The organism is Streptomyces sp. NPDC001634 (genome assembly GCF_040298185.1).
In the GTDB taxonomy this organism is placed as follows: domain Bacteria; phylum Actinomycetota; class Actinomycetes; order Streptomycetales; family Streptomycetaceae; genus Streptomyces.
Window position 1 is genome coordinate 30,364 of record NZ_JBEOZU010000071.1, and the last position, 24,214, is coordinate 54,577.

The following is a 24,214-nucleotide window of genomic DNA, read 5'->3' on the forward strand; positions in this document are numbered from 1 at the left end:
GGTGGTCAGGAGATTCCGAGTTCCTTGTCGATCAGGTCGAACATCTCGTCGTCCGTCGCCCCGTCCAGTTCCGCGGCCGCGTCGTCGGGCTCGTCTGCGGCGTCGGCGCCGGTCCAGATGGCCAGCAGTCCCCGCAGCTTCGTCGTGATCTCCAGGTGGGTCTCGCCCCCGGCCCCGGACTCGGCCGCGAGGGCCCGTGCCAGTCGGTCGATCTCGGCGACGACCCCGGTCCCCCCGGCCGAGTCGCCGTCGGGGCCGACGAGTTCGGCATCCAGGTACCGGGCGATGTCCACCGGCGCGGGGTAGTCGAACACCAAAGTCGCGGGCAGCCGCAGCCCGGTGGCCGCGCCGAGCCGGTTGCGCAGCTCCACCGCGGTCAGCGAGTCGAATCCTGCTTCCCGGAAGGCCCGGGCCGGGTCCACCGCGTCCGCCCTGGCATGTCCCAGGACCACGGCCGCCTGCTCCCGCACCAACTCGACCAGTGCCGTGGACCGTTCGTCGGCGCTGAGCCCGGCCAGCCGCTGCCGCAGCGCGTCGACGTCCACCCCGGACGCGGCGTCCTCCAGCGCGGCGTCCGCCTCCGGTATCTCCCCCAGCAGGGTGGTGCCCCGGCCGGCGGCGAACGCGGGAGCGAAGCGCGTCCAGTCGACCCGCGCCACGACCGCGGCCGGATCGTCTCCGCCCGCCAGCCGCTCCATCGCCACCAGTGCCAGCTCGGGGTCGAGCCCGGTCAGGCCACGGCGCCGCAGATACTCCTCGACGCTGCCGTCGGCGGCCATGCCGTCCTCCGCCCACGGCCCCCATGCCACGGACGTGGCCGGAAGCCCGGCCGCCCTGCGCCGCTCGGCGAGAGTGTCCAAGTAGGCGTTGGCGGCCGCATAGTTGCCCTGGCCCGGGGAGCCGATGGCGCCCGCGAACGAGGAGAACAGTACGAACGCCGACAGCTCCCGGCCGCGGGTCAGCTCGTCGAGGTTGCGCGCGGCAACGGCCTTGGCGCGCAGGACGGTCGTGAAACGCTCCGGGGTGAGCGCCTCGACGAGCCCGTCGTCCAGGACACCCGCCGTGTGCACCACCGCATCCACCGGGTGCTCGGCCAGCAGCGCCGCGAGCGCCTCCCGGTCCGCGGCGTCGCAGGCGGCCACGGTCACCCGTACGCCCAAGGCGCCGATGTCGTCGCGCAGTTGGGCGGCGCCGGGCGCGTCCAGCCCGCGCCGGCTGATCAGCACCAGGTGCTCGGCGCCCTGCGCGGCGGCCCAGCGGGCCACCCGGGCGCCCAGCGCGCCCGTACCGCCCGTGATCAGTACGGTGCCCGACGGACGCCAGCCCGCGCCCAGGGCTCCGGGGGCCACCCGGCCGAGCCGCCGCCCGAAGACACCGGTCGCCCGGATGGCCACCTGGTCCTCTCCCGAGCGGCCGGTGAGCGCGCCGACCAGGCGGCCCACCGTGCGCCGGTCCACGACGGGGGGAAGGTCGACCAGACCACCCCAGCCGTCCGGGTGCTCCAGCGCCGCCACCCGGCCCAGGCCCCACACCGCGCCCTGCGCCGGGTCGGGGGCCCGGTCGGAACGGTTGACGGAGACCGCGCCCCGGGTCAGCGCCCACAGCGGGGCGGCGATCCCGCTGTCGCCCAATGCCTGTACGAGTACGGCCGTTGCGGCGGGGCCGGCCGGCACGGCGTCACCGGAGGTGCTGAGGGCGTTCTCGCCGTCAGCGCCGTCCTCGACATCCCGCTCGGTCAGTGCCAGGAACGACAGAACCCCGGCGACCGGCTCGTCCCCGGCCGCGGTGGTCAGCAGCGCGGCCAGCGCGGACCGGTCGGTACCAGGCTCGTACACGACCGGCACCGGCTCGGCGCCGTTCGCGGCGAGGCCGTCCAGTACGGCTCCGCTCCACGCGTCGTCCCGCAGCCCGCCGGGCAGCACCGCCAGCCAGCGGCCGGGCAGCGCCCCGCCGGAGACCGCGCCCAGCGGCTTCCAGCTCGCACCGTACAGCCAGTCATCCACCCTGGAGTGCTCCTGCTGCCCGCGCCACCACGACGAGAGCGCCGGCAGCAGTCCGTCCAGCGTCTCCTGTGCCACACCGAGCGAGTCGGCCAGCGTACGGGCGTCGCCACGCTCGACAGCTGTCCAGAACCGAGCGTCGGCGCGGTCGGAGGAGGCCGCCGCCGACGGGCCGCCCAGCTTGGCTCCTTCGGGCCAGAAGCGCTCGTGTTCGAAGGCGTAGGTCGGCAGATCCACGATGGTCGCGCCCGCCGGCGCGAATACGGCGTGCCAGTCCACCCGTCCGCCGTGCAGATGCAGGGCCGACGCCGCCGAGAGCAGTGCGTGGGCCTCGGGACGGTCCTTGCGCAGGACGGGAGTCAGCAGATGTCCCTGACCGTCACCGTCGAGGCACCCCTCGGCGAGTGCGGTGAGCGTGCCGTCCGCACCCAGCTCCACAAACCGGCCCGCACCCTGCTCGCCCAGGCAACGCACCGCATCAGCGAAACGCACCGGCCGCCGCACATGCTCCACCCAGTAGTCCGCAGACATCAGCTCCGCGGCGGTCGCGACCTCACCGGTCAGGGTCGACACCACCGGCACCCGCGGCTCCGCGTACTCCAGCCCCTCCGCCACAGTACGGAACTCGGCCAGCATCGGCTCCATCAACGGCGAATGGAACGCGTGGCTGACCCGCAACGCCGTCGTCTTGCGGTCCTGGGCACGGAAGTGGGCGGCCACCTCCTCGACCGCCTCGGCCGCACCGGAAATCACCACCGACCGCGGCCCGTTGACCGCCGCAATACCGACCTCGGCCTCCCGACCGGACAGCAGCGGCAGCACCTCTTCCTCCGTGGCCTGCAACGCGACCATCGCACCGCCGGACGGCAAAGCCTGCATCAGCCGGCCACGGGCCACGACGAGACGGCACGCGTCCGCCAGCGACCACACCCCCGCCACATGCGCCGCCGCGATCTCACCGATCGAGTGACCCGCGAGGACGTCCGGGCGTACGCCCCACGACTCCAGCAGCCGGAACAGAGCCACTTCGAGGGCGAACAGGGCGGGCTGCGCAAACTCGGTCCGATTCAGCCGCTCCGCGTCCTCGCCGAACACCACTTCCCGCAGACTGAACGGGAGTTCCGCGTCCACCGCATCGAAAGCGTCGGCGAAGACGGAATACGTCTCATACAACTCCCGGCCCATGCCGAGGCGTTGCGACCCCTGCCCCGCAAACAGGAACGCGAGACGTCGGCCCGAGCGCCCCGGGGTGCCGGTGAGAACCCTTGTGTCGTGCTCGCCCACTGCCAAGGCGCGCAGGCCACGCAGAAGGTCGTCACGGTCGGCGGCGAGGACCATCGCGCGGTGCTCCAGCCAGGGCCTGAGGGTCGACGAGAGTCCCAGGTCGCTCAGCCGAAGTTCACGGTCGGCGTCGACGCGGGCCCACAGTCGTTCGGCCTGGCCGCGCAGCGCTCCCTCGGACGCGGCGGACAACGCGATCGGCGCCACAGGCAACTCATCGGCTGCCGGGGCCTGTTCGCGGTTGTCGGCGTCCGGCGCGGCGAAGGTGTCCGGGGCCTCCTCGATGATGACGTGGGCGTTGGTGCCGCTGATGCCGAAGGACGACACACCCGCACGACGGGGCCGGTCCTGGGGCTGCGGCCACTCGACGTTCTCCGTCAGCAGGGTGATCTCCCCCGCCGACCAGTCGATGAAGGGAGACGGCTCGTCGGCGTGGAGGGTGCGCGGCAGCACCCCGTGCCGCATCGCCATCACCATCTTGATGACACCACCCACACCGGCCGCCGCCTGAGAGTGGCCCACGTTGGACTTCAACGAGCCCAGCCACAGGGGCTGTTCACGATCCTGACCGTAGGTGGCGAGGAGGGCCTGAGCTTCGATCGGGTCACCGAGCGGCGTACCCGTCCCGTGCGCCTCCACAGCGTCCACGTCGGCCGGCTTCAGCCCCGCACCGGCCAGCGCCTGACGGATGACCCTTTCCTGCGACGGACCGTTGGGGGCGGTCAGGCCATTGCTCGCGCCGTCCTGGTTGACCGCCGAGCCGGCCACCACGGCCAGCACCCGGTGACCGTTGCGGCGCGCGTCCGACATCCGCTCCAGCACCAGCATGCCGATGCCCTCGGACCAGGACGTTCCGTCGGCCCCGGCGCCGAAGGACTTGCAGCGCCCGTCGAAGGCGAGGCCGCGCTGCTGACTGAAGTCGACGAAGGTGTCCGGGGTGGACATCACCATGACACCCCCGGTGAGCGCCAGATCGCACTCCCCCGACCGCAGCGACTGGGCGGCCAGGTGCAGGGTGACCAGGGAGGAGGAGCACGCGGTGTCGACCGTCATCGCCGGGCCCTCCAGGCCGAAGCTGTAGGCGATACGGCCGGAGTGGACGCTGCTGGTGTTGCCGGTCAGCAGGTAGCCGTCGGAGTCGTGCTCGCCCTCGCGCAGGCAGGAGTTGTAGTCCTGGCCCATGACTCCGGCGAACACTCCGGTGCGGCTGCCGCGCAGTGCGGTGGGGTCGATGCCCGCCCTTTCGAAGACCTCCCAGGACACCTCAAGGAGCAGCCGCTGCTGCGGGTCCATCGCGAGCGCCTCACGCGGCGAGATACCGAAGAGTCCGGCGTCGAAGGACGCCGCGTCGTACAGGAACCCGCCCCGGCGGACGTAGGTCTTGCCGAGCCGGCCCGGCTCGGGGTCGTAGAGAGCCTCCAGGTCCCAGCCTCGGTCGGTCGGGAAGTCGCCGATGGCGTCGCCGCCCTCGCTGACCAGCTGCCAGAGGTCCTCGGGTGACTCGACGCCGCCGGGGAACCGGCACGCCATGCCCACGATCACCACCGGATCGTCGTCCACGCCCTTCCAGGCGGGCAGCGCCGCTTGGTGCGGGTCGGTGGCGTCTTCGGCGAGTACGGTCAGCAGGTGCCGGGCGAGCGCGGCGGGCGACGGGTGGTCGAACACCAGTGTGGCGGGCAGCCGCAGCCCGGTCGCGGCGTTGACGCGGTTGCGCAGCTCCACCGAGGTCAGCGAGTCGAAGCCGAGCGTCTTGAACGCCTGACCCGGCTCCACGTCGGCGGCCGAGGCGTGGCCGAGCACCTGGGCCACCAGACCGGCGACCAGGTCCAGCAGGAGCGGTTCACGTTCGCCGGCGGGCAGGGCCAGCAACCGGGTCCGCAGCTCGTCGCCGCCCGTGCCGTGCCCGCCGGTGTGTGCGGCGCGCCGGACCGGACCGCGCACCAGACCACGCAACAGCGGCGGCAGGTCGGGGAGTTCGCGCAGTGCGCCGAGGTCGAGGTTGACCGGGAGGAGGTGGGCGGGCTCGGCGCCCCGCAGGACGGCGTCGAGCACGGCGAGGCCCTGGTCGACCGCGAGCGGCCGTACGCCACCGCGTGCCATACGGCGCAGATCCGCGTCGGTCAGCTCGGCGGTCATGCCGGCGCCGGGTGCCCAGGGACCCCAGGCGAGGGACACCGCGGGCAGGCCGAGGTGACGGCGGCAGCGGGCGATGGCGTCCAAGTAGGCGCTGGCGGCGGCATAGTTGGCCTGTCCGGCGCCACCGAAGGTGCCGGAGACCGAGGAGAACAGCACGAACGCGGCCAGGTCCAGGTCGCGGGTGAGTGTGTCGAGGTGGTCGGCCGCGTCCGCCTTGGGGCGCAGCACCGTGCGCAGCCGTTCCTCGGTCAGCGACGCCACTACGCCGTCGTCCACCACGCCCGCCGTGTGGACGACTCCGGTCAGCGGTCGGTCGGCCGGGACGGACGCCAGCAGGGCCTCCAGTGCCCGGCGGTCGGCCACGTCGCACGCCGCGACGGTGACGTCGGCGCCAAGGTCTGTCAGCTCGGCGGTGAGTTCCGCCGCGCCGGGGGCGTCCGGTCCGCGCCGGCCGGCCAGGAGGAGGTGACGTACGCCGTGCTCGGTGACCAGATGACGGGCGACCAGGGCGCCCAGGCCTCCGGTGCCGCCGGTGACGAGGACGGTGCCGTCCGCGAGGTGCACCGGGTGGGTGGCGCCGGTGTCCTCGCCGGTGCCGGAGGGGGTGGGCAGGGGTGCCGGGGCGAGCCTCGGGACGAGCACCGTGCCGCCGCGCACGGCCAGTTCTGCCTCGACGGCGGGGGTGTCCGGCCGGGCCAGCAGCGCGATCAGCGCGTCCCAGGACTCCGGCGTGCCGTCCAGGTCGGCCAGCGCGAACCGGCCGGGGTTCTCGGTCCGGGCCGAGCGCACCAGACCCCACAGGGCGGCCAGAGCCGGATCCGACTCCTCGTCGGGCGCCACCGCAACCGCGCCCCGCGTGACGACGACGAGCCGGGCTTCCGCGAACTCGTCGGCCGCCAGCCAGTCCTGTACGAAGTCCAGTGCGGCGGCGGTGACGGCGTGGGCCGCGGCGGCGGAGCCGTCGAGCGGGGTGTCCACCGGGCCGCTCCAGGGGAGCAGCACGGTCCCGGGGGCGGGGTCGCCGTCGTGCACGGCCCGGACCAGTTCCGACCAGGTACGGACGGGGACGGCAGGGCGCGCGGTGGTCGCCTGGTCCTCGGTGGCCGGGCGGTCGTCGGGGGTCGCGAAGTCCGGCAGCAGGACCGTATGGGCGTCTGCGGGCGACGCCTCGTCGACAGAGGCCGAGGCCAGAGCCGAAGCCGAAGCCGAGGACGACGACGAGGCTGAGGACGAGGACGACGACGGCAGCGGAGTCCAGTCGATTCGGTACGTTCCGGATGGGGCGACCGCGCCCGTGGCCGTCACCAGTTCGGACGGCACCTCGCGCAGCGCCAACGCCTCGACGGCAGCCACGACCCCACCGGCCGGGTCGGCCAGTTGCAGGGTCACCGCGTCGTCTCCCGCCGGGGCCACCCTCACCCGCAGGGCGCGCGCTCCGGACGCGTACAGCGACAGCCCGTTCCAGGAGAAGGGGAGCCGCCCGGCGCCCGCTTCACCGAGGGGGCCGAAGAGGACCGCGTGCAGGGCCGAGTCGAGCAGCGCCGGATGCACTCCGAACCGGCTCGCGAGCCCTTCGTGCTCCTCCGGCAGCGCGACCTCGGCGAACACCTCGTCCCCGCGCCGCCACACCGTGTGCAGCCCCTGGAACACGGGGCCGTACGCCAGCCCGGCCGCCGCGAGCCGGTCGTACACGTCGGAGACGGGCCGGGGCTCGGCGCCCTTCGGGGGCCACTGCGTGAGGTCGAACGCCGCATCGTCCTGTGCATCGGTCGTCGTGTCCGGCGACAGCAGACCGCCGGCGTGCAGCACCCACGGCGTGTCGTCCGAGGCGTCCTCCGGCCGTGAGTGGACCTCCACGGTGCGGCGCCCGGAGTCGTCGGCGACACCCACGGTGACCTGCAGCCGTACAGTGCCCTGCTCCGGCACCACCAGCGGCACCGCGATCGTCAACTCCTCGACTCTGCCGCAGTTGACCTCGTCGCCTGCGCGCAGCGCCAGTTCGGCGTAGCCCGTGCCCGGGAAGACCGCTGCGCCCAGGACCTGGTGGTCCCGCAGCCACGGGTGCGAACGCAGTGAGATGCGTCCGGTCAACACCGTTCCACCGCCGGCGAGTTCGACGGCGGCACCGAGCAGCGGGTGCCCGGCCGCACCGAGCCCTGCGGCGGCGAGGTCACCGGGCCTGTGCGACGCCATCGGCCAGAACCGCTTCCGCTGGAAGGCGTACGTCGGCAGCTCGACCGTACGGGCTCCGCGCCCTGCGAACGCCTTGGGCCAGTCCACGTCGGCGCCGTGGGTGAACAGCCCGGCAACCGCTGCGAGCAGTGCGGGTGCCTCGGGCCGGTCCTTGCGGAGCGCCGGTACGAGCAACGCCGCGTCGGGGTCGTCGAGGGCTGTCTGGGCGAGGGCGGTGAGGGTGCCGTCCGGGCCGAGTTCGAGGTAACGGGTGACGTTCTGCTCAGCCAGGGCGTGGACGGCATCGGCGTAACGGACCGTCCGGCGCACATGACTGACCCAGTAGTCCGGGGACATGAGCTCGTCGGCGGTGGCCGCCTTGCCGGTGACCGACGAGACGAGAGGAATTTCGGGATGCTCGTACGTCAGGCTCTCGGCGACCTTGCGGAAGTCGTCCAGCATCGGCTCCATCAGCGGCGAGTGGAACGCATGACTGACGCGCAGGGCAGTCGTCTTGCGGTCCTGGGCACGGAAATGCGCGGCCACCTCCTCCACCGCATCGGCAACACCGGCGATCACCACCGCCTGCGGGCCGTTGACTGCGGCGATACCCACCCGGTCGTCGAGGAGAGGCAGTACCTCGTCCTCGGCCGCCTGGAGCGCGACCATCGCCCCGCCGGACGGCAAAGCCTGCATCAACCGGCCGCGGGCCACGACAAGCCGGCACGCGTCCGCCAGCGACCACACCCCCGCCACATGCGCCGCCGCGATCTCACCGATCGAGTGACCCGCGAGCACATCCGGACGCACACCCCACGACTCCAGCAGCCGGAACAGCGCCACTTCGAGGGCGAACAGAGCGGGCTGCGCATACTCGGTCCGATTCAGCCGCTCCGCGTCCTGGCCGAACACCATTTCCCGCAGACTGAACGGCAGCTCCGCGTCCACCGCGTCGAAAGCCTCGGCGAAGACGGGATACGTCTCATACAGCTCACGGCCCATGCTGAGGCGTTGCGACCCCTGACCAGCGAAGAGCAGAGCCGTCTTCCCGGCACGCGTTTCCGTGCCCTGGATCAGCCCCGGTACCTCCGTACCGTCCGCCAGCGCGCGCAGGCCCTGGAGCAGTTCGTCCCGGTCGGCCGCGAGCACAACGGCCCGGTGTTCCAGCACGGTCCGGGTCGTCACGGTCGCCAGAGCCACATCGGCCACCCGGACACCGTCACCGGCCGAGCCCTCCAGCCAGCCGCACAGCCGCTCGGCCTGACCCCGCACCGCAGCAGCACCCGCACCCGACACCACCACCGGCACGACAACCGGATCGCCCTGCGCACCGTCCTCCACCACCAGGACATCCGACGACATCCCGGGAGCCTCTTCGATGATCACGTGAGCGTTGGTGCCACTGATACCGAACGACGACACACCCGCACGCCGGGGCCGATCCCCCTCAGGCCACGCCCGCTCCTCGGTCAGCAACTCGATGTCCCCGACCGACCAGTCCACGTGCGACGACGGCTCCTCGGCGTGCAAAGTGCGCGGCAACACCCCGTGCCGCATCGCCATCACCATCTTGATGACACCACCCACACCGGCCGCCGCCTGCATGTGACCGACGTTCGACTTCAACGAACCCAGCCACAGAGGCCGTTCACGATCCTGACCGTAGGTGGCAAGGAGGGCCTGGGCCTCGATCGGGTCACCCAGCGGCGTACCCGTGCCGTGTGCCTCGACGGCGTCGATGTCGGCGGGCTTGAGCCCCGCACCGGCCAGCGCCTGACGGATCACCCGCTGCTGCGACGGACCGTTCGGCGCGGTCAGACCATTGCTCGCACCATCCTGATTGACCGCGGAACCCGCCACAACCGCCAGCACCCGGTGACCGTTGCGGCGCGCGTCCGACAACCGCTCCACCAACAGCAGACCCACACCCTCGGACCACGCCGTACCGTCCGCGCCGTCCGAGAACGCCTTGCACCGGCCGTCCGACGCCAGCCCCCGCTGCCGCGAGAACTCCACGAACATCTCCGGACCCGCCATGACCGTCACACCACCGGCCAACGCCAGATCACACTCACCCGCCCGCAGCGCCTGCGCCGCCAGATGCAACGCCACCAGCGACGACGAACACGCCGTGTCCACCGTCACCGCAGGACCCTCAAAACCGAACGTGTACGCAATACGACCCGAAGCCACACTGCCCGTCGAACCGGTCAGCAGGTAGCCATCCGAGTCGTGCTCCCCGGCGCGCATGAACGAGCCATAGTCCTGCGTGATCGCGCCGGCGAAGACACCCGTGCGACTACCACGCAGGGTCGCCGGGTCGATACCCGCCCGCTCGAACACCTCCCACGACGTCTCCAGCAGCAGCCGCTGCTGCGGATCCATCGCCAGCGCCTCACGCGGCGAAATCTCGAACAGCCCGGCATCGAACAGCGCAGCGTCGTAGAGGAAACCGCCCTCACGCACATACGTATGACCGACCCTGCCCGGCTCCGGGTCGAAGAGGCCGTCCAGGTCCCAGCCGCGGTCGGCCGGGAACCCACCGATCGCGTCTCCGCCCTCACTGACCAGCCGCCACAAGTCCTCCGGCGAACCGACCCCACCCGGGAACCGGCACGCCATCCCCACGATCACCACCGGATCGTCGCCCACACTCGTCGGCGCAGGCAGAGCCGCCAGGGAGGTGGTGGCCTCAGCTTCGTCCGACAGCTGCGACAGGAGGTGGCGGGCGAGTACGGCGGGGGTCGGGTAGTCGAAGACAAGGGTCGCGGGCAACCGCATACCGGTGGCTGCGTTGACCCGGTTGCGGAGTTCGACCGAGGTGAGGGAGTCGAAGCCGAGCGCCTTGAAAGCCTGGTCGGCTTCCACGTCGGCGGCGGACGCGTAGCCCAGGACGGAGGCAACTTGTCCGCAGACGAGATCCAGAAGGAACTTCTCGCGCTCGACCGCAGGAAGCCCCGTGACACGCTGCCGAAGATCGGCCGTGCCGCCGGCCATGGCCTGTACCGCCACGGCCTGGCGCGCGGGCGTACGGACGAGAGCGCGCAGCAGGCCCGGGACCTCGTGTCCCCGCTTGCGCAGGGCAGCGATGTCGAGGTTGATCGGCAGTACGGCGGCTCGTTCCAGCGCGGGACCGATCTCCAGGGCGGCGTCGAACAGTTCCAGGCCCTGTTCGGGAGCGAGCGGCTGCATGCCCTCGCGTGCCATGCGACGGAGATCGGCTTCGGTCAGCTCGGCGGTCATGCCGGCGCCGGGTGCCCACGGGCCCCAGGCGAGGGCGGTCGCGGGCAGACCGGAGGCTCGCCGCAGGGCGGCGAAGGCGTCGAGGAAGGCGTTGGCGGCTGCGTAGTTGGCCTGCCCCGCACTGCCGAACGTGCCCGCGACGGAGGAGAAGACCACGAAGGCGGACAGGTCCGCGTCGCGGGTCAGCTCGTGCAGGTGGGCCACGGCGTCCACCTTCGGGCGCATGACCTTGGCCAGCCGGTCCGCGGTGAGCGAGGCGACCACACCGTCGTCCAGGACACCGGCCGTGTGCACCACACCGGTCAGCGGATGCCCGGAGGGAATCGCTGCGAGGGCGGTGGCGAGCTGGTCGCGGTCGGCGACATCCAAGGCCGCCACCTCGACCTCGGCACCCAACCCGGCAAGCTCGGCGACGAGTTGCTCAGCACCGGGAGCCTCCAGGCCCCGGCGACTGGCCAGCAGCAGATGCCGGACGCCATGCCCGGTCACCAGATGACGCGCCACCAGCGCACCCAGACCACCCGTACCACCGGTCACCAGCACGGTCCCGTCCGGGTCCAGCGGGGCCGGGACGGTCAGGACCACCTTGCCCACATGCCGCGCCTGGGAGAGGTAGCGGAAGGCTTCCGAAGCCCTGCGCACATCCCAGCACGTCACCGGAAGAGGCTCCAGCACCCCCGCCTCGAACAGGACAACCAGATCGGCCAGCATCTGCCCGATCCGCTCCGGACCGGCATCCCACAGATCAAAGGCCCGATACGTCACACCCGCATGCTCGGCGGCAACAGCCTCCGCATCCCGGATATCGGTCTTGCCCATCTCCAGGAAACGCCCACCCCGCGGCAGCAACCGCAGCGACGCATCCACGAACTCACCCGCCAGCGAGTCCAGCACGACATCCATGCCACGACCACCGGTCACCGCAAGGAAGGCCGCCTCGAACTCCGTATCCCGCGACGAGGCAATATGACGCTCATCCAGGCCCAGGCCCCGCAGCGTGTCCCACTTGCCCGCACTCGCCGTACCGAACACCTCAGCACCCAAATGCCGCGCCAACTGGGTCGCGGCCATACCCACACCACCGGCCGCCGCATGCACCAACACCGACTCCCCGGCCCGCACACCACCCAGATCGGTCAGCGCGTAGTACGCCGTCAGGAACACGATCGGCACGGATGCGGCCTGCGCGAACGACCAGCCCGCCGGAACCCGCACAAGAGTCCGCGCGTCCGCCACCGCCACCGGCCCGAACGAGCCCGGGAACATGCCCATGACCCGGTCACCGACCACCAGCCCCGACACCCCCGGACCGACCTCGGTCACCACACCGGCACCCTCCAGACCGAAGTCCCTCGCATCACCGGGATACATACCAAGCGCATTAAGCACGTCACGGAAGTTGACACCCGCAGCCCGCACCGCAACACGGACCTGACCCTCCACCAACTCAGCCGACGCCTCCGGGACCGGCCGCAGCGCCAGCCCCTCCAGCGTGCCCTTCTCCACGACATCCAGCCGCCACGCCGACTCCCCCACCGGAACCGCCAGCGCCGTACCCGTCGACGCACGCCCCAGACGCGAAGCGAACGCCACACCACCACGCACCGCGAGCTCGGGTTCCCCGGAGGCCAGCCCGGCCCCCACCACCGCCCAGGACTCCTCCGTACCGTCCACATCGATCAGCGCGAACCGCCCAGGGTTCTCCGCCCGAGCCGCCCGCACCAGACCCCACACCGCAGCCAGAGCCGGATCCGGAGCCCCATCATCGAGCGCCAGGGCCCCTTCGGTGACCACCACCAGACGGGCACCCTCGAACCGCTCCTCGGCCAACCACTCCCCGACCAGTTCGAGAGCCCACGCGGTCAGCGCATGGACGGCCTCGGCGGTGTCGTCGGCCGGGCGTTCGACCCGGACGAACACATCGGCGGGGACTGTCTCGTCCGGTTCCGGCAGAGCGGTGCCGGACACCGTCGGCGCGGGGCCCGAGCTCGCGGGGACCTTCACCCAGTCGACCTGGAAGAGACCGTCGGGGCGGCCGGCGTCTGCCGTGGCCAGATCGCCGGACGCCTCCCGCAGTACCAGCGACTCCACCGAGGCGACCGGACCGCCCGCCGGATCGGCCAGCTCCAACGCCACCGCGTCCGACCCCACCGGCACCATCCGCACACGCAGCCCACGCGCACCCGACGCCCACAGCGACACCCCGCCCCAGGCAAACGGCAACCGCGCCCGCCCATCCCCGAACACGGGGGAGAACATCACCGCGTGCAGGGACGCGTCCACCAACGCCGGATGCAGCCCGAACCGGCTTGCGGCCGTCTCCTGCTCCTCCGGCAGCGCGACCTCGGCGAAGACCTCGTCACCGCGCCGCCACACGCCACGCAGGCCCCGGAACACCGGCCCGTACGACAACCCCAGACCGGCGAAACGCTCGTACACGTCCTCGACCGGCTCCGCCACCGCACCCTGCGGCGGCCACACACCGAAGTCGAAACGGTCCGGAGGCGGTACGTCCGCGACGGCGGCCAGCACACCCGTCACATGGAGCGTCCACGGATCGGTGTCGAGGGCGTTCTCGGCGCGGGAGTGGATTTCCAGGGTGCGCCGGCCGGCATCGTCCGCCGCACCAACCCTCACCTGAACCCGAACCCCACCCCGCTCCGGCACCACCAACGGCGCCGCAATCGTCACATCCTCCACCCGGTCACAGCCCGCCTGCTCACCGGCCCGCAACGCCAACTCCAGGAAACCAGTCCCCGGAAACACCACCGCACCCGCCACCACATGATCCCGCAACCACTCCTGCGAAACCAACGACAAACGCCCCGTCAACAGCAGCTCATCACCACCGGCCAACTCCACCGCCGCACCCAGCAACGGATGCCCCGCCGACCCCAGACCCAACGCACCCGGATCACCGAGCGTCGAGCCCGTGTCGCGGGACCAGAAGCGGCGTCGCTGGAACGCGTACGTCGGCAGGTCGACCCGCTCCTGCGCCGGATCGGCGGCCGTGACCTGGGGGAACGCCGTCTCCCAATGCACCGGCAGGCCACTTGCGTAGAGCTCGGCGAGGGCTGCGAGGAGGCTCTCGGGTTCCGGGCGGTCCTTGCGCAGGGCTGTGGCGAAGACGTGGGGGCCGCCGTCCAGGCAGCCCTGGGCCAGGGCCGTCAGCTGGCCGTCGGGGCCCAGCTCCAGAAGCCGGCCGGCCTTGCGCTCCTCCAGGGCCCGTATGCCGTCGGCGAAGCGGACCGGCCGACGGACGTGCCGTACCCAGTAGTCGGGGGAGGTCAGCTCGGCGGGGTCGGCCGGCCCACCGGTGACGTTGGAGATCACCGCGATGCGCGGGGAGTTGTAGGTGAGGCTTTCGGCCACGGCCCGGAAGCCGGCCAGCATCGGCTCCATCAGCGGGGAGTGGAAGGCGTGGCTGACCCGCAGCGCCGTCGTCTTGCGGTCCTGGGCGCGGAAGTGGGCGGCCACCTCCTCGACTGCCTCGGCCGTGCCCGAAATCACCACCGCCTGGGGGCCGTTGACCGCCGCGATGTCCACCTCGGCCTCCCGGCCGGACAGCAGCGGCAGTACCTCTTCTTCCGTGGCCTGGAGAGCGACCATCGCACCCCCTGCCGGGAGTGCCTGCATCAACCGGCCGCGGGCCACGACCAGACGGCAGGCGTCCCCCAGCGACCACACCCCCGCCACATGCGCCGCCGCCAACTCGCCCACCGAGTGCCCCATCAGCACGTCCGGTCGTACGCCCCACGACTCCAGCAGCCGGAACAGGGCCACTTCGAGGGCGAACAGGGCGGGCTGGGCGTACTCAGTGCGGTTCAGGCGCTCGGCGTCCTCGCCGAACACCACTTCCCGCAGACTGAACGGGAGTTCTGCGTCCACCGCGTCGAAGGACGCGGCGAAGACGGGGTACGTGTCGTACAACTCGCGGCCCATGCCGAGCCGTTGCGATCCCTGGCCGGCGAACAGGACCGCGAGCCGTCCGCCGGCCCGGACGGTACCCGTGACGGTGTGGGGGTGGGGCTCGCCGGTGGCCAGGGCTGCGAGGCCGGTGCGCAGGTCGTCCAGGGTGCGGCCGGTGATCACGGCCCGGTGTTCGAAGGCGGAGCGGGTCGTGACCAGGGCGCGGCCGATGCCGGCCCGGTCCGGATCTCGTTCGTCGTCGAGGTGGGTGAGCAGCCGTGCGGCCTGGGCGGTCAGTGCGGCGCGGCTGCGGCCGGAGAGGACCCAGGGCAGGGGGTGTTCGCCCGTGGGCCGCTCGGGGCCGGTCGTGGGAGACGCAGGCTTGTGCGCCACGTCCGCTTCGTTCGCCTCGCCCGTCGGGTCGCCGGGCTCCGGCGCGGGCGCCTCCTCGACGATCATATGGGCGTTGGTGCCGCTGATGCCGAAGGAGGAGACAGCCGCGCGGCGGGGCCGGTCGGCCTGGCCGGGCCACGGCTGCTCGCTGGTGAGCAGGCGGAGGTCGGCCGCCGTCCAGTCGATGTGCTGGGACGGCTCGTCGGCGTGCAGGGTGCGCGGCAGAAGGCCATGGCGCATGGCCAGCACCATCTTGATGATGCCGGCGACGCCTGCGGCGGCCTGGGTGTGGCCGATGTTCGACTTCACCGAGCCGAGCCACAGGGGCCGGTCCTCGGGCCGTGCGGCGCCGTAGGTGGCGAGCAGCGCCTCCGCCTCGATGGGGTCGCCGAGCGGGGTGCCGGTGCCGTGGGCCTCGATGGCGTCGATGTCCCCGGCGGACAGGCCGGCGTTGGCGAGGGCCGCGCGGATGACCCGTTCCTGGGCCGGACCGTTGGGGGCGGTGAGTCCGTTGGAGGCGCCGTCCTGGTTGACGGCGCTGCCGCGGATCACAGCGAGTACGGGATGGCCGTTGCGGCGGGCGTCGGAAAGGCGTTCCAGGAGCAGCATGCCGACGCCCTCGGCGGGTCCGAAGCCGTTGGCGGCGGCGGAGAACGCCTTGCACCGGCCGTCGGCGGCGAGCGCGCGCTGCCGTCCGAAGTCGACGAACATCTCGGGCCCGGACATGACGGTCACTCCGCCGCCGAGCGCCAGGTCGCACTCGCCGGAGCGCAGGGACCGTACCGCAAGGTGAAGGGCCACCAGAGACGACGAGCACGCCGTGTCGACGGTGACCGCGGGGCCCTCAAGGCCGAAGGAGTAGGCGATGCGGCCGGAGGCGACGCTGATGGTGCTGCCCGTGAGCAGATGGCCGCCGAGGTCGGCCTGGGAGTCGTGGGAGCGCGGCTGGTAGTCCTGGGCGATGGCGCCGACGAAGACGCCGGTGCCCGAGCCGCGCAGGGAGGCGGGGACGATGCCCGCGCGTTCGACGGTCTCCCAGGAGGTTTCCAGGAGCAGCCGCTGCTGCGGGTCCATGGCCTGGGCCTCGCGGGGCGAGATCTCGAAGAACTCGGCGTCGAAGAGCGGGGCGTCGTGCAGGAAGCCGCCCTCACGGACGTACGAGGTGCCGGGCCGCTCGGGGTCCGGGTCGTACAGCGCCTCCAGGTCCCAGCCGCGGTCGGCCGGGAACGGGGTGACGGCGTCGGTGCCGGAAGCCAGGAGGCGCCACAGGGCCTCGGGGGTGTCGGCCCGGTCGGGGAAGCGGCAGCCCATCGCCACGATCGCGACGGGTTCCTGCTGCTGTTCCTCGAGGTCCTGCAGACGCTTGCGTGTCTGACGAAGGTCGGCCGTGACCAGTTTGAGGTAGTCCCGCAGCTTCTCTTCGTTGCTCGCCATTCGATGCCACTTCCTAGGAGGAGCCCCCGAGGGGATCCGGAGACGTCGGGTCCTGAGCGGTCCGGGGTCGGTCGGGGTCAGGAAATGCCCAGCTCTTTGTTGATGAGGTCGAACATCTCGTCGTCCGTCGCTGATTCGAGTCCGGTTCCGGCCGTTGTCGTGCCGTCCGCGCCGCCCGTCCACCGGGTCAGCAGTTCCCGCAGTCGTGCGGTCACCTTGTCGTTCAGCCCGTCGTCGTCCGGTGCGCCGTCGGCGGCGGTGTCCACACCGGCCATGACAGCTTCGAGCTTGTCGAGTTCCGCGAGGAGGAGGTCCGCGGGGCGTGCCTCCGGCGGTGCGCACTGCTCCAGCAGGTACCGGGCGAGGACCGCGGGGGTCGGGTAGCTGAAGATCAGCGTGGCCCGCAGGGTGAGCCCGGTGGCCGTGCCGAGCCGGTTGCGCATCTCGACCGCGGTGAGCGAGTCGAAGCCGAGCGACTTGAAAGGCCGGTCGGCGTCGACCGCTTCGGGGTCGGAATGCCCGAGCACGGCCGCGGTGTGGGTGCGGACCAGGTCCAGGGCGGCCCGTTCCCTTTCCTCGGCGGGCAGCAGGCGCAGCTGCTCGGTGAACGGCACCGCCGTACCGCTGCCTCCGTCCTGGGCCCCGCCCGCGGTTGCGGAGGGGTCGGCCGCGGCCCGTCGGACCGGGGTCCGGGCCAGCGCCTTGAGCAGGGCGGGCGGCTCGGTGCCACGGCGTTCCAGACCGGCCAGGTCGAGGCGGGTGGGCAGCAGCAGCGCCTGATCGGCGGCGAGCGCCGCATCGAACAGGGCCAGGCCCTCCTCGGCGGGCAGCGGCGCGAGGCCCATGCGGCCGATCCGCCGGATGTCGGCGGCGCCGAGAGTGCCCGCCATGCCGGCGTCGGTGTCCCACAGGCCCCATGCCAGGGAGAGCGCGGGCAGTCCCTGGGCCCTGCGGTGATGGGCCAGGGTGTCCAGGAAGGCGTTGGCGGCGGCGTAGTTGGCCTGTCCCTGGCTGCCGAAGGTGGCGGCCACGGAGGAGAAGAGGACGAACGCCGACAGATGCAGGTCCCGGGTCAGTTCGTGCAGGTTCCAGGCGGCCTGGGCCTTGGGCCGCAGGACGCGGTCGACGCGGTCGGGCGTCATGGAGTCCAGGATGCCGTCGTCGAGGATGCCGGCCGCGTGGACGACCGCCGTGAGCGGGTGCTCGGCGGGGATCGCGGCCAGCTGCCCGGCAAGGGCGTCCCGGTCGGCGATGTCGCAGGCGGCGACGGTGACGGTGGCACCGAGGGCGCCCAGTTCCGCGGCGAGTTCGGCGGCGCCGGGTGCATCGGGGCCGCTGCGGCTGGTGAGCAGCAGATGCCGGACGCCGTGGCGGGTCACCAGGTGCCGGGCGAACAGTGCGCCGAGGGTGCCGGTGCCGCCGGTGATCAGGACGGTGCCGTGGGTACGGGTGTGCTCGGCGGTACGTCCGTCGCGCGTGCCCTCTGCGGTGCCTCCCTCGTCGGCAGGGGTATGGGCCAGGTCGACCGGCACCTCGGGAACGGTGAGGACGATCTTGCCGGTGTGCCGGGCCTGGCTGAGGTACCGGAACGCCTCCGGGGCCCGCCGCACGTCCCACGTGGTGACGGGCAGCGGGCGCAGCGCACGCTGTTCGAACAGCGCGAGCACGTTCGTGAGCATCTCGGCGGTGTGGTCGGGGTCGACGTCCCTGAGGTCGAACGCCCGGTACACCACCCCGGGGTGCTCGGCGGCGACGGTCTGCGCGTCGCGCAGGTCGGTCTTGCCCATCTCGATGAACCGACCGCCGCGCGGCAGCAGCCGGAACGACGCGTCGATCAGTTCCCGGGCGAGGGAGTTGAGGACGACGTCCATGCCGCGTCCATCGGTCACGCGGAGGAACTTCTGCTCGAAGTCCGTGTCGCGCGAGGAGGCGATGTGGTCGTCGTCCAGGCCCATCGCCCGCAGCGTCTCCCACTTGGCCGGGGAGGCGGTGGCGAAGACCTCGGCTCCCAGGTGCCGGGCGAGCTGGACGGCGGCCATGCCCACGCCGCCGGTGCCCGCGTGGACCAGGACGGACTCACCGGGTTGGAGATGGGCGAGGTCCACCAGGCCGTGGTAGGCGCTGAGGAAGACGATGGGTGCGGCCGCGGCCTCGGTGAAGGACCAGTGGTCGGGCTGCCGGGTCAGCAGACGGTGATCGGTCACCGCGATCGGGCCGTACGCCCCGGAGAACAGTCCGAGCACTCGGTCGCCGGGGGCGAGGCCGGTGACACCTGGACCGGTCTCCAGGACGACGCCCGCGCCCTCACGGCCGGGCACCTCGCGGTCCAGCATGCCCAGGCAGACCAGGACGTCGCGGAAGTTGACGCCGGTGGCCCGCATCGCCACCCGTACCTGGCCGGGGGCGAGTGGTCCGGTGACCTCGGGGCAGCCGACCAGGGCCAGGCTGTCGAGGGTGCCGGGGGTGGTGACGTCCAGCCGCCACACGGGTTCGCCGGGCGGCGGGAGCAGCGCGCCGCCGGTGCCGGCCGGGGCCAGCCGGGGCACCTGGGCTACGCCGCCGCGGAGGGCGATCTGCGGCTCGCCGGAGGCGAGCGCCGGAACCAGGTCGATCGGGGTGTCGATCGGGGTGGGTACGCCGCTGTCTCCCTCGGCGAGGGTGACCTGGTCGGTGCGGGCGGGCGTCTGGGGCGCGAGGTCGAGCAGGACCAGACGTCCGGGGTGCTCCGACTGCGCCGAGCGGACGAGCCCCCAGACGGAGGCGGCCACCGGGTCGGTGAGCGCCCCGTCGCCGTCGGCGGGCACGGCCCCTCGTGTCACCAGTACCAGCCTGGCGGTGCCGAAGCGGGCGTCGGCGAGCCAGCTCTGCACCAGGGAGAGAGCGTCGTGCAGCACCGCCCTGGTGGCTTCCACGGTCGCCGACGCATCGGCGCCGTCCGCGCCGGATAGCGGGTGCCGGTCCTCGGCCGCGGAGGGACCGCAGGCGACGAGCACCGCGCCCGGCAGCGGCTCTCCCGCGTCGACCGCGGCCGCCAGCGCCGCGAGATCGTCGTAGTGACCGGCCGGAGCCTCGCCGAGCCCGGCGACCTCGTCTCCGACGACCGCCCACTGCACGGCCCGGTCGGAGAGGGAACCGGACGGTGCGGGCATGGCGCTCCAGTCCAGCCGGAACAGCGCGTCCCGCTGCCCGGCCGGGCCGCCGGCGACAGAAGCCAGCGCGTCGCTGCTCAACTCCCGCAGCGTGAGGGCGTCGACACGGGCGACGACGCGGCCCTCCGCGTCGGCGACGGTCAGCGTGATCGTGTCCTCGTCCACCGGCGACAGCAGCACCCGTACCGCGGACGCACCCACCGCAGTCAGCGAGGCACCGCTCCACGAGAACGGAAGCCGTACTCCGCCGGAGCCGACGGAGTCACTTGCGTCATCCGCCGACGTCCGCCCGGCGGCGAGCCAGGCGTGCAGTGTCGCGTCGAGCAGGGCCGGGTGGAGGCCATGGCGCCGGGCCTCGCCCTGTGCGTCGGCGGGCAGCCTGACGTCCGCGTAGACGTCGTCACCCTGCCGCCAGACGGCCCGCAGTCCCTGGAACACCGGGCCGTAGGCGTATCCCTCGTCCGCGAGCCGCTCGTAGAAGCCGTGCACTGGGACGGGGACCGCGTCGACCGGCGGCCAGCTCGTCAGGTCACGCGCCCCGCCGACGCCGTACGCCTCGTGGATGCGATCCGCGTCGTCGGTGCGGTCCGCATCGAGGAGGCCGGTGGCGTGACGCACCCAGCCCTGGGCAGCGGCGTCGGCCGCATCGGTCTGGGAGTAGACGGAGACGGTACGCCGTCCCGACTCGTCCGGGCCGCCGACGGCAACCTGGACACGTACACCGGCGTGCTCCGGGAGAACCAGCGGCGTCTCGAGCGTCAGGTCCGCCACACGGCCGCAGCCGACATGGAGGCCGGCCTGTAGTGCCAGTTCCAGGAAGCCCGTTCCCGGGAAGAGAACCGCGCCCGCCACGGTGTGGTCCTGCAGCCAGGGATGGGTCTTGAGGGAAATCCTGCCGGTGAGCAGGGCCCCTTCCCCTTCCGCCAGCGCGACTTGGGCACCGAGCAGCGGATGTCCGGAGGCCATGAGCCCGAGCCCGGCGGCGTCGGCCGTTGTGGTGCTCGGAGCGCCGGGCCAGAAGTACTGCCTCTGGAACGGGTATGTAGGCAGCTCGACCCGGCGTGCGCCGGTGCCGGCGAACACGGCCGGCCAGCGCAGCTCGGTGCCGCGGGCGTACAGGGCGGCCACGGCGTTCAGCAGCGTCCCGGGCCCGTCACGGTCCTTGCGCAGCGTGGGTACGAAGAGGGCCTGATCGGCGGGGTCGGCACCCGCTTCGGCCTGGGCCAGGGCGGTGAGCGTGCCGTCCGGGCCCAACTCCAGCCAGTTGACCGCCCCTTCGGCCCGGACCCGGCGGACACCGTCGGCGAACCGCACGGCGTGGCGGACGTGCCTCACCCAGTAGTCGGGCGTCATGAGGTCGGCGGCTTCGGCGAGGTCGCCGGTGAGCGCCGAGACGATCGTCGACTGCGGCCGGTCGTACGTCAGGCTCTCCGCGACCGTACGGAACTCGGCGAGCATCGGCTCCATCAGCGGGGAGTGGAAGGCGTGACTGACCCGCAGCCGGGTCGCCTTGCGGTCGAGGTCCCGGAAATGTGCGGCGATCTCCTCGACGGCCGCCTCGCTGCCCGCGACCACGGTCGCCTCCGCACCGTTGACGGCCGCGATGCCGACCTCGGACTCCCGGCCGGCCAGCAGCGGCAGCACCTCGTCCTCGGATGCCTGGAACGACACCATCGCACCGCCGGACGGCAGCGCCTGCATCAACCGGCCACGCGCCTCCACCAGTCGGCAGGCGTCGGCCAGCGACCACACTCCGGCGACATGCGCCGCGGCGAGTTCACCGATGGAGTGACCGAGCAGCACGTCCGGGCGCACGCCCCACGACTCCAGCAGCCGGAACAGGGCCACTTCGAGCGCGAAGAGGGCGGGCTGGGCGTACTCGGTACGGTTCAGCCGGTCCGCGTCCTCACCGAAGACGATCTCCCGCAGACTGAAGGGCAGTTCCGCGTCGACGGCGTCGAAGGCTTCGGCGAACGCCGGATACGTCTCGTACAGTTCCCGGCCCATGCCTAGGCGCTGGGAACCCTGTCCCGCGAAGAGGAACGCCGTGCGACCGCCGCCGGTGACCGCGGCGCCGGTGACCACGTGGCCGCCGGGCTCCTGCTGGGCCACCGCCTGGAGGCCATGCAGGGCCTGCTGCCGGTCGGCAGCCAGGACCACGGCGCGGTGCTCCAGTGCGGAACGCGTCGTGGCGAGGGACAGTGCGACATCGCCGTGCGACAGGTCGGGGTCGGCCGACAGGAGGGCCGCCAGCTGCTCGGCCTGGGCGCGCAGCGCTCGTGGCTCCGCGGCGGAGAGAGGAAGAAGGATCGTACGGCCGTCCGTGCCGGGGGGAGGCACGGAGGCGGTTCGGCCGTCGGTAGTGGCAGAGACGGTGCCGGTGGCGCTGTCGGTCTCGTCCGTCGCGGCCTGTTCGAGGATGACGTGGGCGTTGGTGCCGCTGATACCGAACGACGACACACCCGCACGACGGGGCCGGTCCTGGGGCTGCGGCCACTCGACGTTCTCCGTCAGCAGGGTGATCTCCCCCGCCGTCCAGTCGACATGCGACGACGGCTCGTCCACGTGCAGGGTGCGCGGCAGCAGGCCATGGCGCATCGCCATCACCATCTTGATGACACCGCCCACACCGGCCGCCGCCTGCATGTGACCGACGTTCGACTTCAACGAACCCAGCCACAGAGGCCGTTCACGATCCTGACCGTAGGTGGCAAGGAGGGCCTGGGCCTCGATCGGGTCACCCAACGGGGTCCCCGTGCCGTGTGCCTCGACGGCGTCGATGTCGGCGGGCTTGAGCCCCGCCCCCGCCAGAGCCTGACGGATCACCCGCTGCTGCGAGGGACCGTTCGGCGCGGTCAGGCCGTTGCTCGCACCGTCCTGGTTGACCGCGGAACCCGCCACCACGGCCAGCACCCGGTGACCGTTGCGGCGCGCGTCCGACAGCCGCTCCACCAGCAGCAGGCCCACACCCTCGGACCAGGCCGTACCGTCCGCGCCGTCCGAGAACGCCTTGCACCGGCCGTCCGACGCCAGCCCCCGCTGCCGCGAGAACTCAAGGAAGGTTTCCGGGGTCGACATGACGGTCACACCGCCGGCCAGGGCCAGGTCGCATTCGCCGGAGCGCAGCGCCTGCACGGCCAGGTGAAGGGCGACCAGCGAGGACGAACACGCCGTGTCCACCGTCACCGCAGGACCCTCGAAACCGAAGGTGTAGGCGATACGGCCGGAGGCCACACTGCCGGTGTTACCGGTCATGAGGTAGCCGCCGGAGTCGAGCTCGCCCGCGCGCAGGAAGGAGCCGTAGTCCTGCGCCATGGCCCCGGCGAAGACGCCGGTACGGCTGCCACGCAGGGTCGCCGGGTCCATGCCCGCCCGCTCGAACACCTCCCACGACGTCTCCAGCAACAACCGCTGCTGCGGATCCATCGCCAGCGCCTCACGCGGCGAGATACCGAACAGCCCGGCATCGAACTTGGAGGCGTCGTAGAGGAAACCGCCCTCACGGACGTACGTCCGTCCCGGTGTGCCCGGCTCCGCGTCGTACAACCGGTCCAGGTCCCAGCCACGGTCGGTCGGGAAGTCACCGATGGCGTCGCCGCCCTCGCTGACCAGCCGCCAAAGCTCCTCGGGCGACGAGACGCCGCCGGGGAAGCGGCAGGCCATGCCCACGATCACCACCGGGTCGTCGCCCACACTGGTCGGCACGGGCAGCATCGCGTCGGCGGTGGCGAGGGCGGTGACGGCATCGGGCCCGCTGTCCTCCACCAGCTCCACGAGCACGAAGCGGGCCACGTCAGCCGGGGTCGGGTAATCGAAGACCAGGGTCGCGGGCAGACGCATCCCCGTGGCCGCGTTCAGCCGGTTGCGGAGTTCGACCGAGGTGAGGGAGTCGAAGCCGAGGTCCTTGAAGGTCTGTTCAGCCTCTACCTGTTGCGTCGAACCATGCCCCAGGACGGAGGCCGCCTGCGCCGATACGAAGTCCCGGAGGAAGCGCTCGCGGTCCACGGCGGACAGGGCAAGCAGCCGCTCCCGCAGGCCGGCCGTGTCGCTGCCCGATCCGATCTCGGCCTTGCGGCGTCCGCGGGGACGGACCAGGGTGCGCAGCAGCGGAGGAACGTCCTCCGCCGTCCGCCGGCGCAGTGCCGCAATGTCCAGCTCGACCGGCAGCACGGCGGCCCGTTCCATACCCGCGCCGAGCTCCAGCACGGTATCCAGGAGCCCGAGGCCCTGTTCGGGCCCCAGCGGAAGCATCCCGGTCCGCTCCAGGCGCCGCAGATCGGCTTCGGTCAGCTCGGCGGTCATGCCGGCGCCGGGTGCCCACGGGCCCCAGGCGAGGGCGGTCGCGGGCAGACCGGAGGCTCGCCGCAGGGCGGCGAACCCGTCGAGGAAGGCGTTGGCGGCGGCGTAGTTGGCCTGCCCGGCGCCACCGAATGTGCCCGCGACGGAGGAGAAGACCACGAACGTCGAAAGGTCCGCGTCGCGGGTCAGCTCGTGCAG

General features: G+C 72.4%; 2 protein-coding genes and 2 pseudogenes. All 4 read right to left on the bottom strand.

The window, feature by feature from the left end:
* Positions 1–5: 5 nt before the first annotated feature.
* On the bottom strand, positions 6–16,568 hold the full coding sequence (locus ABT186_RS35060; protein ID WP_351928490.1) for a type I polyketide synthase: 16,563 nt from the start codon (positions 16,566–16,568) through the stop codon (positions 6–8).
* 77 nt (positions 16,569–16,645) lie between these two features.
* Entirely contained in the window at positions 16,646–19,717 is a 3,072-nt protein-coding gene (locus ABT186_RS48100; protein WP_502973421.1) for an SDR family NAD(P)-dependent oxidoreductase, read from the bottom strand.
* A gap of 75 nt (positions 19,718–19,792) precedes the next feature.
* Positions 19,793–23,722: pseudogene (locus ABT186_RS48105) on the bottom strand (type I polyketide synthase); the annotation flags it as partial.
* A 321-nt stretch (positions 23,723–24,043) separates the two neighbouring features.
* Positions 24,044–24,214 (bottom strand): annotated as a pseudogene (locus ABT186_RS48110) (ketoreductase domain-containing protein); the annotation flags it as partial.